This window comes from Cerasicoccus frondis (assembly GCA_031296915.1).
GTDB lineage: Bacteria > Verrucomicrobiota > Verrucomicrobiia > Opitutales > Cerasicoccaceae > Cerasicoccus > Cerasicoccus frondis.
Genome location: JAVDPC010000052.1, coordinates 1 through 16,396 on the forward strand (window position 1 = coordinate 1; position 16,396 = coordinate 16,396).

A 16,396-nucleotide genomic window follows, 5' to 3' on the forward strand; every position below is an offset into this window, starting at 1 on the left:
AACCCGCTGGATGAAACAAGCCCGGTAGGGACACCGGGCTCCACCTTTTGAAATAGCTTTTTTGCATTTTCGAACACACCTGAGGCAGTGGATGCAGTCAATTGACAGGCTTTTCGACTGCCTGCTCCCAGGCAATGAGCAGTTTTTTCCGATCGGGGCCCCAACGGTAGCCGCCGGTTTCACCAGTGGCGCGGATGACGCGGTGGCACGGGATCAAATAGGAAATTGGGTTCGCGCCCACTGCTGTGCCCACTGCGCGGCTTGCCTTGGCGTCGCCGATGGCTTCAGACAAACCGCCATACGTTTCGAGCCGCCCCAGCGGGATTTGCAGCAGTCCCTGCCAGACTTTGAGCTGAAACGGCGTGCCCTTCAGGTGTAGCTTGATGCGCTCTATCTGCGACCAGTCGCTGTGGAAAATCCTCAACGCCGCTTCGTGATGTAGGCTGCCGCCTTCGTGCAACTTCGCCCGGGGAAAGGCGCCGCGAATCCAGTCAAGCCCCTCGTTGGGCGAGTCGACAAAGGCCAGATGCGATAGCCCTTTTGACGTTGAAGCTAGGATGACTTGGCCAAACGGCGACTGTGCAAACTCGTAGCGGAAGATCAGATTTTCACCGCCGTTTTTGTATTCGCCCGGCGTCATGCCTTCGATGCGGACAAACAGATCGTGCAAGCGGCTTGGTCCGGAGAATCCCGTTTCCAGCGCGGCGTCGAGCAGCGACATCTGCTCATCGCGCAACAGCGACTTTACCTGCATGAGGCTCAGGTGTTGGAGGAATTTTTTCGGGCTCACCCCGGTCCACTCGGAGAACAACCGCTGGAAGTGAAACGGGCTCAAGTTCACGCTGGCCGCGACGTCTTTCAGCTCTGGTTGCTCGGCGTAGTGCTGCTGCAGCCAGCCAATGGCTTGAGCGATTGTGGCGTAAGCCTGCTGTTGATTAGACGCGGAGTTTATCATGAGTGAATAATCAGTTTAGCAGGACGCGCGGGCATAATTCGACCCGATTCTTGCGAACTTCGTCTCCGATCTCTCATGCTGGATCCCAGTGGAGCGGCTGGTTATTGAGCAAGTTCCACAGGTTATTGGCGACCAATACGCCCAGCGTTACAACAGTCACGAACCAACACAGCGTTAGGCCCAGCAGGCAAAGGAGCGCTGTGCCGCTGTGGCGTTTTATGAATGCGTGGATGCACGCTATCGTTGCGACGGTCTGTGCGCTCACGACGGCGATTAGCCCAGGATAATAAGACTCAAGCACCCACTCCCTCAACCAGACGGGGTAGCCCCCGGCGTTGATCCAAAACTCCGGCGTTTCCTTGAGCACGGTCAGTGCGATTCCGACCAAATTGAGCGCCAGGAAGCTGACCGTGAAAGCGCCGCCGATCAGCATTTGGAGTGCGAACGGCTTGGGCTCTTGATAGTGTGGCGTCGACATGAATTTTGCCTCTTGAGATTATGCTGCCCATGGAATTGAGGCAACTGCGCGTATCGGCGATGGTCCCAATAAATCGAGGGGAAGTGTGAAAATCTGATTTTTCTCCGAGCTCGCGTGTAACGTTTGGATGGTTTTTCCTCAGTATAGGGTATGCAGTCATCTGATTCCACTCCCGAGCCATCACGTCAGCCCAATCCATCTCCCGCAGATTTATTGGCGGCGGGTCTGTCGAGCAATCCGCAGCCAAACGACGTTCACTCTTCGCCCGCGCCGAGTCCTGAAGATTTGGCCGCCGAATTTCCGAAACTCGAAATACTCGAGCTGCTTGGTCGCGGCGGCATGGGCGCGGTTTACAAGGCCCGGCAAAAGGACCTGGACCGCATCGTGGCGCTGAAAATATTGCGGCCCGGCCTCGACGCTGATCCTGGTTTTGCTGAGCGCTTTTCCCGCGAGGCGCGCACCTTGGCCAAACTCAATCACTCTGGCATTGTGACGCTCTATGAGTTCGGCCAAACGTCGGCCGGGCGTTACTTCATCCTGATGGAGTTTGTCGACGGCGTGAACCTGCGCCACCTGCTCAACGCTGGGCGGCTCGCTCCGCGCGAAGCCTTGACCATTGTGCCGCCGCTTTGCGACGCCTTGCAATACGCGCACGATCATGGCGTTGTCCACCGCGACATCAAGCCGGAGAACATCCTCGTTGATCGTCTGGGCCGTGTGAAAATTGCCGATTTCGGCCTGGTGCGACTGGCCAAAGGCGATGCGGATTTGCCTGCGGCAGAGGCCACTGCCGAGGATGGGCTTACCTTTACGGGAGAGGTCATGGGCACGCCGGCTTACATGGCTCCTGAGCAAAATGAGCGCCCCGGACAGGTGGATCACCGCGCCGACCTCTATGCGCTGGGGGTGGTGTTTTATCAAATGCTGACCGGTGAGTTGCCACGTGAAGGAGAACTCCAGCCGCCATCGCAACGGGTCTCGCTCGATGTGCGGCTCGACGCCATCGTGCTGCGCGCGCTGGAGCGAGACCCCGCTCGCCGTTACTTCGCAGCGAGTGAATTTAAGACGCAACTCGCATCGCTTTCCGAGGCGCCGCCAGCTCAACCCCCATCAACGCGATATGGCCTCTGGCGAGACCTTAACTACCGCACGCGTGCGTCGATTTTTGGTTTGCCACTGGTTCACGTGGCGACGGGTGTAGACCCGCAGACTGGTCGCAAGCGTATCGCGCGGGGCGTGATCGCAGTGGGAGAGGTGGCGCAAGGCGTGGTTGCTTTAGGCGGCCTCGCGATGGGTGTCTTTGCTTTTGGCGGCGTGGCGCTGGGCGTGTTCGGCTATGGCGGCTTGGTTATCGCGCTGTTGGCGATGGGTGGTTTGGGAATCGGGCTGTTGGGGGCATACGCGGGGTTGGCTATCGCCCCCTTGGCGCTCGGTGGCCTGGCAATTGGCTGGTACGCCAGCGGCGGCCAGGGGATCGGCAGGCATGTGCTTGATGCGAGGCATCAGGATGCTGCGGCAGTGGAGCTTTTCCAACAATTCCCCGCCGGATTTACCAACCAGCTCAATGCAGTGTTGATTGGCGTGATGGTCGTGGGCTTCGCCACGATGTCGTTCTTCCATGCCTGGGCTGCGTACCGACAAGGGCGGAAAGTGACCGCCGATAGTCTGGGCTTGCGTGGCGATGGGCAACGCCTTCCGCTGGGGCTGGCGAGTCTGCTGATTTTTCTGATCACGATGTATTGCGGCTTCCTGATGTTTGGCGCTCGTGAATTCCCTGCTTCGGTCGCGGTGCATTTCGACTGGAATGGCCAGCCGGACAGCTGGGCCAGTCGTGGCGTCGCGATGCTGACGATGCTAGTGGTTGGCGTCGGGATACCGTATTTTATTGTCACGGTATTCGCGCTGGTGCGGTTTCTGCCCGACTACTTGATCAACATGCCCCACGCGGGCTTTTGGCTGGCGGCGGAGCGGCGCGAGCAGACGCATCAGTCACTCGTCCGTTATGGGCTGGTGGTTGCGTGCCTGGTGACGGCGTTATTCTGTGCGCTGCAACTGCTGGGGCAAATCGCAAATGACATGGACCCAGTGCGGATGCCGATGCGAGCCTTGTGGATGGTGGTGGGCGCGTTCCTCTTGTGCTTGTCAGTCTGGATTGTGCGGTTTTGGCGACGTTTCAGTCTGCAAACCACGCGCTTTGATCAGCCGCCCGCTCAATCGAATTTTGCCCGTTGGATGCGACCTGCTGCGCCCTGGTTATTCGTATTTTTGATCGCTGCCGCCGTTTTACTGCCGATTGAAACGGCGATAACGATCCTGGAGGCTAATCGCAATGAGCCTCCAGGAAAGAGTGCTATGTGGAACTTGGATGTCGTCGTAACGGATCAAACCAGTTGGCCGCCGGAGACTCTGAATGAGCCGAATGCGCTGAACGTGGCGGGCGCAACTTTAGCGTTGCTTGGCTCCTGCAGCGTGCGCGAACCAGGCCTTGTTGAAGATTGGCAGGTGGCCACTGCGGGACCACACCTGCGGCTGGAGTATCCGCGCGCAGATGCCAGCAATATGCCGAATGTGATCGTGGTGACTTTCCCGCTGAGCACGGGCAGCGTCTGGACGCGAAAGGGCGCCGCGATTACCAGGCACACCAAGTATTCGCCTGTCCGGGTTGAGGAGCTCAAGACGGTATTAGCTCAAGCTGGAAAAGGCGAGGCGCAGACCCAATTTGATTGGAATGCTCGGCTCGATCCGCTCATTGACGACACTGACTTTACGATCCTGGACCTTGTCTCCGGCCAAGCGATGCCGCTCACCGCGCCCACTGTGGAAGAGGCGAGTTTGCCGCCTTTCGCGCTGCTTTATAATCGCGTCAGCGATACCGATGGGTTGACGGGTGAGGTGATCGAGACGCGGGAGTTTCTCGTCGCCAAAGCGGCGGATTTGCGTCTGCTGGCACTCACCGAAGCAGAGGCTCAGAATGCGTCGGAGAGCCAGTTGCGCGCTGAACTACGCGCAACTCCTCCTGCGGAAAGGGAAGCCTTACTCGCATTTCAACCGGTGTCGTTCGCCTCTGATGCCTGGTTGGGCTTTGAAGTGGTCGCCAGCGATGGAGGGCGGTTGTTGGGCATTCTCCACGTCGTTCCCGAGGACAGCGGCTTGCGGATTGAAGCGCGTTTGTTTAACTCGCCTAGTATTCGATGAGCGCTGGATTTCATACTACGCGTTGGAGTCTGGTCCTCGCTGCCACGCGTCTCTATGACAACGCTGCGCAACGTGCGCTAGGGGAGTTGTGCACGGTTTATCGCGGGCCTTTGCTGGCGCACGCACAGCGCCGTGGCCTAAACGCAGCCGATGCGGAGGACGCCGTGCAAGGCTTCTACGAACGCCTGTTGCGATTGGAGTCGCTGGCTACGGCGCGACGGGAGCGCGGACGGTTTCGCTCATTTTTACTGGGCGCGTTTAACCACTACCTGTCAGATCGCCACGACCACGCCAACGCCGCCAAGCGGGGAGCGGGCGCCGTTACGGCGATGGACTTTTCCGACGCTGCCATCGCGGATGCAGATGCCCTGGCTCCGGATACCGCCTTTGACAAGGCCTGGGCGCTCGCGCTCCTCGACGCAGTTCTAGAGCGACTGCGTGTGGAGTTGACTGACGCGGGTAAAGCAGACTGGTTCGACGCGCTCGCGCCGCACCTCGGGGGGCGAGATGAACAGCAACCGCAAGCCGAGGTTGCCGCGGCATTGGGCCTCAGCGAAACCGCGCTGCGCGTGGCGCTGTATCGTCTGCGCAAGCGCTACAAGGAGCTACTGCGTGACGAGGTCGCGCAAACCCTCGCCAAATCAGAAGACGTCGACGCTGAGCTGCGGCACCTGATCGCGGCCCTGCGCGGTGGCTGATGTGGCGTGATGCCAAGCATTGGTAAACGACATAGCCGTGGCTAATGCGCGAAAACCGGGCCTGTGTTGCGTCATTTCCAGGCGTGTGTTGCCTTCACTCAACCGGTGTTTTTGCCACTTACGTCCATGGGCGTAGAGAGCCTACGTCACGGGACGTAACTAGGCTATGTCAGTGGACGTAAGCTTGCTACGCCCGCCGACGTAACGACCCAAACCCCCGTAGGCTATGCCGCAACAAAGCCTCCTGTCTTGATGCAATAGCCGGGTGGATTTGCGTCCACATCACCGGTGATCTTGTCGCGACTTACGTTGACTTCATCACAAAGACGCCGTTCCAGTTATCGCCCGGAGGGTTATCCTGAAAATACTGGCAACGCTGAAGTGCCGTGAGTGATGGCGTCGGAGTGAAGTTATTCCAGCAACTCGTCGCTGGCTTTAACAGTTGGCTGCAGCTACTCCACGACGATGCGGAAGAAGTTACTGGCAACGCCTTGCTCGGTGTAGATTTCGAGGATGACGGGTTCCGTCGTGAGGGCGCGGAAGGTGTCGATGGTTTCCCAGGTTTTGAGGTCGCTGGAGGCCTGCACTTTATATTTGTTGCCGCTGGCCTGGGTGAACTCGATCAGCACCACGTCTTCCACTTCGGGGGCGCTCGATTTACCCACGGTGATGATGGGGGTGGGGCTGCCGTTGGGGGTGGTGGGATCGGTGTTGAGCAGTTGCTCGATTTTATTGTTCAAGCCGTCGCCATCGGGGTCGAGATTGGTGTTGCTGAGCGAATTGGTATCTACTGGAAAGTAGGACAAAATGTAGCGCATGAACTTCTGGTCGCTGACTTCACTGACGGCGTCGGGGTAGACGCCAATGTTGTTGTCGCTGAACTCGGTGTACTTCGTCGTGCTGGTCAGAGCGACGAGGCTGGAGCGTGCGTTTTTAACGCTCAAGCTCTCGGCTTCGTCGGCCTCCTCGACGGGCACAGTGTCCGTGGTGGTTTCGACGATGATGTAGTTGGTGTCGTTGTTGGTGAGCTGCGACGGGTAGGCGAGGATGTAAATGCTGTAGGTTGCTTCGATCTCGACGTCGTAGAAGCGCCAGAAGCCAAGGCCGTCGGTGATGGTTTCGACGTCCGTGCCCTTGGTATAAGCGCCATCGCCATCGAGGTCGAGGAAGAGCGTTACGCCCTGAATGCCGACTTCATCCTCGTCGAGATAGCCATCGCCATTGATGTCGGCAAAGACGACGCCGGAGATGCAATCAAGCAGGTTGACGTTGAAATCCGCGATGACGGATTCGCCGGTCAGGTAAGTCGTCCGCACCAGGTTTTCACCTTCGTCGTTGGATGCGTAGCCCTCGGGGATGATGACGCCTATGATGACTTCGCCGGCGGGTACGCCATCGAAGACATAGTTGCCGTTTTCATCGGTGGTGGCGGACTCGTCTACATCGGCGTCGTATTGCAGGTCGCCATCGACATCCCAGAACACGCGAAAGCCGGACAGCGGGTTGGTTGTATCCGTGTCGTAAACGATGCCATAGACGGGGGACTCAATAGTGAAGGCGTCCGAGTAGTCGGTGTAGGCGATCTTCTGATGGTCGTTGTTGATTGCGGCGTAGAAATAGACTGTGCCGTCTTGCACGCCCGTGACGTTTTCTACTGTCCACTGCGGGGTGAAGAGTTTCTCCGTGATGCCGAGGTAGGTATAGTCGCCGCCAGAATTATAGGCGATGTTGGTCAAGATCGGCGTGCCGTCGTGGCCGGAGTTATCACTGTCCGCGTAAATGGTGATGGTTGCTTCACTGGCGTAGGCGTCCGTGCAAGTGGCGGCGATGGAGAAGTCAAGCAGCTGTCCGGCATGCAGCACAGAGTCGGTGCTATCGGTGGTCACGCACGAGGAGCTTTGATAGGCGCTGTAGGTATAGTCGAAGAGAGAGTCGCCGCCACCGTTGGCGAGGTCTTCCTGCCAGGCGTCGTAGCAGGAAACGCTCGTGTCCCCGATCCAAACCGATGACGTGACGTTGTCGTCGTCCTCGATGGACCAGAAATCGATGGTCGGCGCTGAGTAGTTGCTGTAGTTGATGATGGTGGGCTGCTCGATCACCACCGTTGCGCCGAGGTCGAGTGACGATGGGTAATAATACGTGATAACCACTTCGCCCGGGAACAGCTCATCAATAATGGTTTCGTTGGAAATGGGGCTGACGGAGATGATGCCTTCTGAGCTGACCTTGCCGCCCATCGAATTATCGAAGATGATTTCCAGTGATCCGGAATCTAAGTCACCTACGGTCTTCACACTGCCACCGGTGAACTCCAGCACGCTCATGGTCAGCGGTTGGTTCTCGGACGTTTCGTGCGAGATTTCGTCGCGGACGGTTCCCGTCATCGAGACGCGCATTTCCGAAATGTCCTTCTTCGTGCCGCTGCCGTCGTCGAGATACCAGCTCATTTCGGCAATCACGGAGCTCTCACCGGTGTAGTCGTAACGGTATGTCTTTTGGGAGTAGGTGATCTCGTCTTTTTCGACGGTTTCCTCAACATCGGTGATGGTGTTATTCAGGTCCTTAATGTCCCCGCTGCCGATAAAGGAGAAGTCGCCGTTTTTAAAGGTGTACTTGATGCCAGCTTCCTCACTGGTGACGACGAGATTGATGTCGACCCAAGCTGCGGCGAAGCTCTGCGATGAGTCTTCCATGTCGATGAGCAGGTCGAAACCGATGTCGCCTAAATCCTGGCCGCCAATGAGCGGAATGCCATCCGGCACGCGGACCTCGCCGTCGGCTTGCAGCACGATGTAGGCCTTGGTAATGAGCAGTTCATCGGTGATCTTGATGCCGTAATCGGTGGGGAGGTAGAGGTCGCTGTTGATCGAGTAAACGTTGTTTGACCAGTCGATGAGCAGCTCGCCGTCGCCCTCAAAAATGAGCGCCTTCCAGTCGTCGTCATCCTGATAGGCGCCGTAGTAAACCGAGTCCGTGAGCTTGAGCATATGACGGTCGATGTAGACGTCGCCCTCCATGTAGCCAAGCGTGGCGGTTACGCCGCCAATGCTCAGTTGGCCGCCGAACTCGAGCCCAATGTCGCCCGATACCTGCAGAGCCGCCGGTTGATCGAGATTCTGCAGGTATACGCCGAGCGCCGCCACGTCGACGCCGGTGTCGAGCACTTCGATACCTTCTGAGGAGCCGGTGGCGGTGTACTGCAGATAGATGGATGATATCTTACCGTTTTCGGTGGTCACCGTCGTATCGACCTCGCCTTTGAGCTCGGGGATGATGACGTCTAAAGTGATGTCGACCTCGATGTCGTCGGAGTCGTCACGGCTGTAGGCCACGGCGACTTCCTTGACCTGCGCAAAGCCGAGGTCAATGCGGTCCACTTCGATGGAGAGGTCGTCGATGTTCCAGCGGTTGTCGATGATCTCGATGCCGGGGTTATCCGCGTCGCCCAGGGTCACGATGACGTCCCACAGCGTATCGAGTTCCGCCTCGCCATACACGGTGTAGGTCGTGTTATCGGCGGTGTAGGTAATGGTGAGCGGGTTGTCTTCGGGCGAGGAAAACTTAAAGCCGCCCAGGCTGATCTCGGTCGCGATGCCGATGTCGACGGACTCGACCGTTCCACTTTGTATCGCAAAGCCCGGCGTGTCTTCGTCGCCCAAAAAGGCGTCAACGGTTTCGTCTTCGATGGAGATGTCCACGTCGCCGTAAACTTCGTAGAGGTCGTCGTTGCTATTGTAAATAAAGGTCACGCCGTCATCGCCCAAGTCGACCTCGAGACCGTAAAGCGAGAAGCCCGCCGAGACTGTGGCGTCGAGCGCCACGAGCTCGAAGTGGTTGCTGTCATTGCCGACGAGCTGAAGGCCCGGCTCGTCCGATGTGCCCGCAGTGATGCTCATCGTTTGGTCTTCGAAGGTGACGGACAGGCCGCCGAAGACGTCGAACATTTCCGAGGATTCATTATAACTGACGCCCAGGTAATCGCCCGTTGTGGCAACGGTCAGGCCGGCCAGTGTGATGCTGTCGTTGATGCCCACGTCGAGGTTGAGCAGCTCGCCGCCTGCAAACGCAAAGCCCGGATTGTCTTCCGTGCCGAGGAAGGCCGACACGTCATTGCCCTCCACGCCCACGGTCACGTCGCCATAAAAAACAAAGAGGTTCGCATACGTCCCGTCGGACTTGGTGAACGAGAAGGTGATGTCTTCCGGGACAAATTCCACGCCGTAGAAATTGAGGTTACCCGAGAGGCTGATGAGCAGAAATTCCAATTCCAGTCCGTTGGTCGTTGCGTCGGCGCTCAAGGTGATGCCGGGGCGAATGTAGCTTCCCGCGCTGAACGCGACATCCTGGTCGCCAAAGCTGATCTGCAGGCCACCAAAGGCGTAGTAGTAATCCGAGATGCCGGAGTGGCTGAACCCGATGCCGTCCTCGGTCGTTTCCATCGTCACGCCCGCAATGCTGAAGGCTTCCGTGATGATGAAGTCCACGCCGATCAAGTCGCCATCTTGGATCTGCATGCCCGGGTAGGAGGTCGTCTCATCGCCGTCATCAACGACGTCGTAGCCGAACGTCGCGGCGACCATGTTTTCCTCGATCGACACGGTGACCATGCCGTTGATTTCGTAGTAGTCCGTTTCCGCCGTGTAGACGATGGCCAGTGGGTCGTCGTCGGAGATTTCGAAGCTGAGCGCGTCGATGTCAAAACTGCCGGTGAGGGTGGCGTTGAGCGCCTCCAGCACGAGCTGGGAATTGGCGTTGCTCGACAGGACTAGGCCGGGGGCATCCGCGTCGCCCAGCGCGGCGGTGAAGGTGGTGCCAGTTTCCTCGTAGCTGATCGTCACGCCGCCATAGGTTTCGAACACGAGGTCGTCGGCGTTGTAGACGAAGGTCAGGGCCGTATCGTCGTCGCCAATGGAGATGGTGACGCCGTCGTAGTTTAAGTCGTCCATTAGGCCAAAGCTGAAGAGCGTGATGCCCGATGCGTCGATCACGAGGCCAGGATCGTCGGCGCCGGTGCCGATGGTCACGGTAAGCGGGTCTTCCGCATCGCCATCGTTGACCGCGAGCTCGGCCCCACCCCAGAGCAGGTATTGGCCGTTGTCGGAATCATACACGAAGGTCAGCGGATTATCTTCGTCGGCCGTAAAGCTCGCGCCAAGGATTTCGAAATCGGTTGTCACTTGGGCTTCGAGGAAGACGATGTTCGCGTCGCCATCGATCACGATGCCGTCTTCGCCGTCCTCCGTTTCTAGGGCGACATCCAGTTCCTCGTCAGCAAACATTAGCGTGACTTCGCCAGTCGCGCTGAAGGTGACTCCGTCACCGGTGTCGGTGAAGGTTAGGCTGCTGCTGTCGAGCGTAATGCCCTGGTAGTCAATGGTGTCTGGCGACGGCGCGTCCGCCGCCCAAAGTCTGCAGGACGAGGCGATGTAGAGAAATAGCAAAGCCACCCAGCTTGCGCTGAGCACATGAGTAGGAATGATGTTTTTCACGTGAGGAGAGGCGTTTCCCAAATAGATGATTAAGCCGCCATTCCTATACTCGTTTTTCGTTGGAAAAATACGCCAAAAGCATTCGGGAAAAAAGCCCTCCTGGCCGTTTCCTCTAATTTAGAAGGATGATTAGACTGCCAAAATTGCGCTTCTAGACAAATCTGGTCACCTTAAGCATCCCTACGTGCCGTCCCGCAATTGTTCCCACAGGGCGCGTTCGGCGTCCGTGCGGGGGGAGGGGGCGGTGATCGCGTACTCGACGAAAAGGTCGCCCTTCGCGGTTTTGCCGGGAAGGCCGAGGCCGCGCAGGCGGACGCGTGTTCCGGTCTTTGCGCCTTCGGGCACGGTGATGCGGACGCGCTTGCCGTTGGGCAGCGGTATCTCCTTTTGTGCGCCGAGGGCAGCGTCCCAGGCCGGGAGCTCCAGCGAGTAAACAAGGTCCTTGTCCTTGACCTCGTAGTCCGGGTGTGCGGCAAGGCGGACGATTAAAAACAGGTCGCCCGAGCCTGCGCCGCTGCCGGGCTCGCCTTGGCCACCCAAGCGGATGCGTTGGCCGTCTTTGACGCCAGCGGGGATTTTGACTTTGTAGCTGTTCTCCTTGCGTTCGCCGGTCTGCGGGTTCACGCGCTCAAGCCGCACGGTGCGCTCGGCGCCGGAATAGGCCTCGTGGAGCGGCACCATGATTTCCGCCTCGACGTCTTGACCGCGTGCAGGGCTACGGCGCATGCCGCCAGCGCGACCAAAGGGATCGCCCCCGGCGCCGCCAAAGAATTGCTCGAAGAAGTCGCTGAAGCCGGTGCCGCCGAAGTGGAATTCCTCAAAGCCGCCTTGGCCCATGCCGCCAGCGCGACGAAAACCGCCACCAGGGAATCCGCCGCGTCCGCAGCCAGCGCCGCCATACTGGTCCCAATTGGAACCGAGCTGGTCGTACTTCTGACGCTTTTCGGCGTCGCCGAGGACGTCGTAGGCCTCGCTGATTTCTTTAAATTTGGTTTCCGCTGCCGGTCGGTCTTCAGGCTTGGCTTTGTCCGGGTGATGCTGACGCGCCAGCCCGCGAAATGCCTTTTTGATTTCGTCGGCGGAGGCGCCTTTTTCGACGCCGAGTGTCTTGTAGTAATCCTTAAATTCCACAGTGAAAAAATTCCTTTCTCAATCGTCCGGAACCTTGAAGGCTTTGGCGATCAAAATTCCGGACGATTGCCCTCGAAGGGGGGGGGGAGGGGGGAGGTCCGTAAAAAAGGCCGGGAGGAGTGAATCCTGCCCGGCCCGGTTTAATGTTTTCGCCAGGCAATGCGTTTATCGCGCTTAGTTGACCGCGATCTGGCGGGGTTTGGCTGCTTCCGCGACTGGAAGGGTGATGGTGAGCACGCCGTCGGCGGTGGAGGCGGTGATCTGTTCCGCATCGACCGGCACGTTGAGGTTGAGTCGTAGACGATAGTCTGCGGTTGGTATCTCGCGATGACGGGCGCGCCACTGTTCGTTGGCTGCTTGCTTGCGCGAGGCTTCAATCGCCAGGGTGTCCTGATCGACGGTAATTTTCACGCCTTCCTTCGCCACGCCCGGCACATAGACCTGGACCGTGTAGGCCTCCTGGGTGCTGGACACCTCATACTGCGGGCGCAGGTAGGTCTTGCGCTGGGCTGTCTTGGCGGGCGTTTGAGTCTTGGGTTCGGCTACTTGTGTTTCGCTCATCGTAAATATCTCCTGTTGGTTAGTTAAGTTGGTGGACCGCCACTTAGTTGACGGTGATGGACTTTGGTTTGCGGGCTTCGGCCTTGGGCAGGCTGACGGTCAAAATGCCGTCTTCGAGCTTCGCGGTGATTTTATCGGCGTTGATCTCGTCATTGATGGTGACCGAGCGGCTGTATTGCGCGCTCTGCTCGCTCTCGCCTTGCTTGACTTTGCGCTTGGCGGTGATGGTGAGCACGTCTTTTTCGAGCTGGATGTCGATGTCTTCTTTGGCGACTCCAGGAACTTCGGCCACGACTTGGTAGACTTCGCTGTTGTCGTCGTAAACGTCGACTCGGAAGCCACGGTGCGTGTTAGCGGTTTCGAAGAACCCACTGAAACGGCTGTTGCCGACCGTGCGATCAAAGATGCGGTCGAGTTCAGCAAAGGTGTCGTTCCAGAAGTAGTTTTGTTTGTTGTTATGCATGATTTATTCCTCCTTAAAGTTATGGTTGTTGTTCGCCACATATAATGCAGGAGGGGCGCCAGGGTTTGGATTATATTTAAGGTGTTCATTTGTAGGAATATGCGTAATTTTATGATTTTGAGGGAAGTGACAATGTGTCACGTTGAGGCGACGTCTTTTCCCACGTGAGTAAATGCGTCACTATGACGCTTCTGGCTAGATGTGGATTTTGGGCGCAAAAAAACCGGACGCCTCACGACGCCCGGTTTTGGGGAATTTTCTGATCTCCTTAGCTCGTTGCGCTGGAGCCTTGCTTGGCGGCCTTGCGCTTGCGGAGTTTTCGCACGCCAATTCCGGTGGCAAGGGTTGCCAGACCTGCGAAGGCCATGGTTGTTGAAGATTCCGGGATCGGCTCGGCAAGGCTACCCGCGATGATGCCTGCTCCAGGGGTGGTGTTGTAGGCGGCGGCCAAGTAGGTAATGGCGCCTGGAACGGGATCGAAACTCATGCGAATCCAGCCAGCCTGATTGCCCGGAGTGACGAAACCAAAAGTGTACGTGCCTGCTGCAAGCGACGGAACGAGCACATAGCCATAAGTGGCCATGCCCACCGTAAAGGGAGAGTTGGGAATCAGGGGGCCGCCATAAAACTTAGTGATGCTATTGGGGACCGTAGTATAGATGGCCGGGAATCCAAAGGAGCGATAAAAGCCACTGGACGTGGCGCCAAATGTCGTTGAGAAAGACGAAAATGTGTTGAACTGAAAAAAGGTGCCCACATCGATCCCACCATCGTCCATAACAACTAAGCCAGCTGAGCCATAGGGCATAGATCCTGGTGTAATGCCCAGACTAACGATGGCGGCGGAAACCGGGTTGCCAGCCAATGCGACCGACGCTAATGCGGTTCCGTATTTAACGGAACTGGATTTGGAAGCAGCAGTATTTTCCATTTTATCAGATTCATTACATGTCATGACTTGGTAAAGTCTAAACATTACAAAATTCCACCTAGAGGATAGCCTATTCTTTGTTTAGTTGGAAGGGCCTTTTGTCCTTTTGCTTGTCATCAAAAAAACCGGACGCCTCACGACGCCCGGTTCAAAACTTTTTCCTTTAATTTTTAATCTTTAATCTCCTTTGAATTAAAATTCAAAGGAACACGCATCGAGGCGGTTCTTGATCTCGTCGACCATCTTTTCTTCGGCTTCCTTGCCCTTGGCGGCGAAGGTAACGGAGAAGCGGACGAACGCGCCAGCGTCATCCCATGGCACGGTGCTGATCAGCAGTTCGCGGATGAGGAATTGCGAGAAGTCTTCGGCGGTCTTGAACTCTACCTTGTCGCCGGTTGGCGTGGTGGCGCTGTGGGGGATCGCGGTGTAGAGGAAGAAGCTGCCCTTGGGCTTTTTGACTTGGAAACCGGCGTCGGTCAGGGCCTTGACGAGCAGGTCCATGCGGCGCGAATACTTCGCTGCGATTTCCTCAGTGATTTGCGGGTTGTCCAACGCGAGGGCGGCGGCCTTTTGGATCGCCAGGAACTGGCCGGAGTCGCTGTTGTCCTTGACGTCCGAGTAGGCCTTGACCATCAGTTCGTTGCCGCAGACCCAGCCAATGCGCCAGCCTGTCATGTTGTAGCTCTTGGACAGGGAGTGCAGCTCGATGGCCACGTCCTTGCCGCCAGGCACCTGCAGAATCGACAGCGGCTTGACGCCTTCGAACACGAGGGCGGCGTAAGCGGCGTCTTGCAGCACGACGAGGTTGTTCTCCTTGGCGAATGCGACGACCTCTTCGAAGAACTCACGGGTGGCGGAGGCGCCGGTCGGGTTGTTCGGATAATTGATCACGAGCACCTTGGCCTTGGCCAAAATGTCAGCGGGGACGCTCTTTAGGTCGGGCAGGAAGTTGTTCTCGGCGGTGAGCTGGTAGTTGTAAACTTCGCCGCCGAGATACTTGGCGTGCGTGCCAAACACCGGGTAGCCCGGGGTCGTCATCAGCACGTAGTCGCCCGGGTTGATGAAGCAGGCGGGGATCAGCGATAGCGCCGCCTTGGAGCCGATGCTGTGGCAAACTTCGGTTGCCGCGTCGATCTCGACGCCGTAAACCTTCTGCATGTGGCGAGCGACGGCTTCCTTGAAATCCGCGCCGCCGTTGTCGGCGTAGCCACGGTTTTCCGGCTTGCCGGCTTCCGTCACGAGGGCGGAAACGACTTCCGGGAAGGCCATTTCGTCGGGCTCGCCAACGCCCATGTCGATCAAGGTGACGTCAGGCTTGTCCTTTTTGGCGGCAGCCTTGGCGCGCTTGATTTTTTCAAACTTATAGATGGCGGTGGACTTGCCGTATTGGGCGCCGCCAATGCGTTCAGCGAATAGTTGCTGGATGTAGGGATCTTCTGACATGATGATTTCTCGAAAACCGAACACCAAAGCCCCACACCCCGCTTCCGGCAAGACTAAACCAACTCCCGCTCAGCCATCATCCGCTTGGGTAAACCGCAAAGAGCGCGGAGGACGCAGAGAGTTTTATCGATTTAAAATTCAATTCCGCTTCCGCTCTGCGTCCTGTGCGTTCTTTGTGGTTAAATAAATCATCAATCGGGCACACGCTCCACCCGATACTTCGCACCCTTGGCGTCTTGATAATAATCGCCTTCGAGCGGGGTCAGCACCAGGGCATTTGTCGGCGTTGCGGCGGCGGTTTCCACATTGACCGTAGCGTCCGTCTTCGGCTTCGCCAGCTTCATCAGGATCGGGATCACCAGCGTGAAGAGCACCACGACGATCGACACCACCGCCAATACACGGTAGAAACCTTCGTTGTCGATCTCGCCCCAGAAGGCCGCGCAGACCATCAGCGCGAGAATGGCGACCACGCCCGCCGCGACCGGCTGCACCCAATCCATTTCCTCGGATAGCTTTGGCAGTTGCAAGAGCAGTGAGTGGGACAAGCCCAGCCCGACGACGATGAGCGTGATGGTCGACTTCCAAAAGACGTCGTCGCCCTGCTCGGTCCACATGGCGAAGATGAGCATTGCCGCAGCGAGAAAGTTGATCGCCACGCCGGTCCACCCGAGCGCAGGGAGGTGCTTCTTTTCCACGAACGCCGCACAGGCCATCGCGCAAATGCTGGCCGCTGAGATCGAAAACGTCGTGCCCATGATTTTCAACTGCACCTCGCCAAACTCACCGCTGAGCACCGTGACAATGCCCAGAAGCGCGGTGAGGATCAGGAAGCCGATGAAGGTTTTCAGCAGGAGGTTTCGGGCGTCATGGGTGGTCATGGCGTGCAATTATGATACCGCCACTTCCCGGGCGCACGCAAAAACGGCCCGAAGCAGAACTCCGGGCCGTGGCGGGAAAATGACTTTTGCTGCAGCCTAGAGCACTTTTCATCTAGATTGGCCGATCAGGCCGCAGTGATTTTTCGTGTCCAGCAAGGCGGCTTGAGCGTC

The 16,396-nt window shown here is 57.8% G+C and carries 11 protein-coding genes; 2 read left to right on the forward strand and 9 right to left on the reverse strand.

The genetic code is table 11. The features are described 5' to 3' along the window. Window positions 1–97: 97 nt before the first annotated feature. Entirely contained in the window at window positions 98–955 is an 858-nt protein-coding gene (locus RBB63_RS23020) for a bifunctional transcriptional activator/DNA repair enzyme AdaA (RefSeq protein WP_309387749.1), read from the reverse strand. Between the two features lie 73 nt (window positions 956–1,028). Then, window positions 1,029–1,433, reverse strand: coding sequence for a hypothetical protein (locus tag RBB63_RS23025; protein WP_309387750.1), 405 nt, complete (start codon window positions 1,431–1,433; stop codon window positions 1,029–1,031). Window positions 1,434–1,583: 150 nt separating this feature from the next. On the opposite strand from RBB63_RS23025, the gene RBB63_RS23030 reads away from it, so the two are divergent. After that, on the forward strand, window positions 1,584–4,628 hold the full coding sequence (locus tag RBB63_RS23030; RefSeq protein ID WP_309387751.1) for a protein kinase domain-containing protein: 3,045 nt from the start codon (window positions 1,584–1,586) through the stop codon (window positions 4,626–4,628). Continuing rightward, window positions 4,625–5,326, forward strand: coding sequence for an RNA polymerase sigma factor (locus RBB63_RS23035; protein ID WP_309387752.1), 702 nt, complete (start codon window positions 4,625–4,627; stop codon window positions 5,324–5,326). Before RBB63_RS23030 ends, RBB63_RS23035 begins: the two co-directional genes overlap by 4 nt. 452 nt (window positions 5,327–5,778) lie before the next feature. Here RBB63_RS23035 and RBB63_RS23040 read toward each other — a convergent pair whose 3' ends face one another. The 7 genes from RBB63_RS23040 to RBB63_RS23070 all read right to left on the reverse strand — a co-directional run bounded on the left by RBB63_RS23040 (window position 5,779) and on the right by RBB63_RS23070 (window position 16,225). Beyond that, on the reverse strand, window positions 5,779–10,815 hold the full coding sequence (locus tag RBB63_RS23040; RefSeq protein WP_309387753.1) for a hypothetical protein: 5,037 nt from the start codon (window positions 10,813–10,815) through the stop codon (window positions 5,779–5,781). A 180-nt stretch (window positions 10,816–10,995) separates the two neighbouring features. Continuing rightward, window positions 10,996–11,946 carry a J domain-containing protein gene (locus tag RBB63_RS23045; protein WP_309387754.1) on the reverse strand — a complete coding sequence of 317 codons (951 nt, stop codon included), beginning with the start codon at window positions 11,944–11,946 and terminating at the stop codon, window positions 10,996–10,998. 174 nt (window positions 11,947–12,120) lie between these two features. Further along, on the reverse strand, window positions 12,121–12,507 hold the full coding sequence (locus RBB63_RS23050; RefSeq protein WP_309387755.1) for an Hsp20/alpha crystallin family protein: 387 nt from the start codon (window positions 12,505–12,507) through the stop codon (window positions 12,121–12,123). Window positions 12,508–12,550: 43 nt separating this feature from the next. Continuing rightward, window positions 12,551–12,970 (reverse strand): Hsp20/alpha crystallin family protein, encoded by a 420-nt coding sequence (locus RBB63_RS23055; RefSeq protein WP_309387756.1) that lies wholly within the window; start codon window positions 12,968–12,970, stop codon window positions 12,551–12,553. Between the two features lie 268 nt (window positions 12,971–13,238). Next, window positions 13,239–13,901 carry a hypothetical protein gene (locus RBB63_RS23060; RefSeq protein WP_309387757.1) on the reverse strand — a complete coding sequence of 221 codons (663 nt, stop codon included), beginning with the start codon at window positions 13,899–13,901 and terminating at the stop codon, window positions 13,239–13,241. Window positions 13,902–14,093: 192 nt separating this feature from the next. Beyond that, complete coding sequence (locus RBB63_RS23065) at window positions 14,094–15,344, reverse strand: LL-diaminopimelate aminotransferase (RefSeq protein ID WP_309387758.1); 1,251 nt, start codon at window positions 15,342–15,344, stop codon at window positions 14,094–14,096. Between the two features lie 191 nt (window positions 15,345–15,535). Continuing rightward, window positions 15,536–16,225, reverse strand: a complete 690-nt coding sequence (locus RBB63_RS23070) for a hypothetical protein (protein ID WP_309387759.1) — start codon at window positions 16,223–16,225, stop codon at window positions 15,536–15,538. Between the last annotated feature and the right edge of the window lie 171 nt (window positions 16,226–16,396).

Bases quoted from the DNA above. Each gene is read 5' to 3' on its own strand.
- RBB63_RS23020 (WP_309387749.1), bottom strand. From the start codon at position 955: ATGATAAACTCCGCGTCTAATCAACAGCAGGCTTACGCCACAATCGCT.
- RBB63_RS23025 (WP_309387750.1), bottom strand. From the start codon at position 1,433: ATGTCGACGCCACACTATCAAGAGCCCAAGCCGTTCGCACTCCAAATG.
- RBB63_RS23030 (WP_309387751.1), top strand. From the start codon at position 1,584: ATGCAGTCATCTGATTCCACTCCCGAGCCATCACGTCAGCCCAATCCA.
- RBB63_RS23035 (WP_309387752.1), top strand. From the start codon at position 4,625: ATGAGCGCTGGATTTCATACTACGCGTTGGAGTCTGGTCCTCGCTGCC.
- RBB63_RS23050 (WP_309387755.1), bottom strand. From the start codon at position 12,507: ATGAGCGAAACACAAGTAGCCGAACCCAAGACTCAAACGCCCGCCAAG.
- RBB63_RS23055 (WP_309387756.1), bottom strand. From the start codon at position 12,970: ATGCATAACAACAAACAAAACTACTTCTGGAACGACACCTTTGCTGAA.
- RBB63_RS23060 (WP_309387757.1), bottom strand. From the start codon at position 13,901: ATGGAAAATACTGCTGCTTCCAAATCCAGTTCCGTTAAATACGGAACC.
- RBB63_RS23065 (WP_309387758.1), bottom strand. From the start codon at position 15,344: ATGTCAGAAGATCCCTACATCCAGCAACTATTCGCTGAACGCATTGGC.
- RBB63_RS23070 (WP_309387759.1), bottom strand. From the start codon at position 16,225: ATGACCACCCATGACGCCCGAAACCTCCTGCTGAAAACCTTCATCGGC.